At 42.0% G+C, this 805-nt stretch carries 1 protein-coding gene and 1 pseudogene; both read right to left on the bottom strand.

Annotated features, from left to right (window positions below; translation table 11 throughout):
- Positions 1-17: 17 nt before the first annotated feature.
- Complete coding sequence (locus PMM47T1_RS30040; RefSeq protein WP_157213109.1) at positions 18-416, bottom strand: hypothetical protein; 399 nt, start codon at positions 414-416, stop codon at positions 18-20.
- Positions 416-805: pseudogene (locus PMM47T1_RS29480) on the bottom strand (hypothetical protein); the annotation flags it as partial. The gene PMM47T1_RS30040 and the pseudogene PMM47T1_RS29480, both read right to left, overlap by 1 nt.

Here is an 805-nt window from a genome sequence, read left to right on the forward strand (position 1 = left end):
TCTTTTGCACCAACAAATTATGAAGCAAACAAACAGCCGTTTTCGTCTACCCAAATGATGCCTGGCACTTCATAAAAATACAGTGTGAGTGCTTCGTCACTTTCACTCACAACACCTTCCGGCCACTTATCTTTCAAGTAACACACGATCCGCTTCGCATCCAACCCCCAGTGAGACTCTTCATCATTAATCGAAAATCTGGGGTGCGGATTATCCGAAGAAATATAGCAATCCGCATTTGGCGCGATAAATTTTATTTTTCCAGTAACAAGCAGATATTCGATCACAGAAAAAAAAGCATCTTTTTGCTGAGAGAATGATAGCTCAGGATTCCATGTAACAACGGCACTGAAAAGAGCCGATATCCACAGACCAAATGAATCACGTACTATTTTTTCAACAAACTTTATATCCATTATGGATTTCCAATAAGGAATTTTATTTCTGGATTATACGTTGTGCCTGTGGCGGCTTTAGGCACATCAATAGTCCAGGCCGGACCAGTCTGACCAGATGAAGAGGAAAAATTCCGAAGCGTGAAATTTCCTTCAGGTGTATTAACAACATATATGTCCCCTTTCCCAGGAATAGTACGAGGAGAAGGCAAGTCTGTCGAGCCTGTCAATTCCGAAAAATACTGCTTAACTTCCACATCTGTTGCACCAGAAAATATTTTTGCATTTCCTGTGTTTGGAACCTCAATGAGCGAGCGGTCTCCAATTTGAATACCGCTCCTAGTACTGGAAGAGCTAAACAGCTCCGTTATTTCGGTACTGCGGCTTATGCTTGGAATGCCTTTTGCACC

Source organism: Pseudomonas sp. M47T1 (assembly GCF_000263855.1).
Classification (GTDB): Bacteria; Pseudomonadota; Gammaproteobacteria; order Pseudomonadales; family Pseudomonadaceae; genus Aquipseudomonas.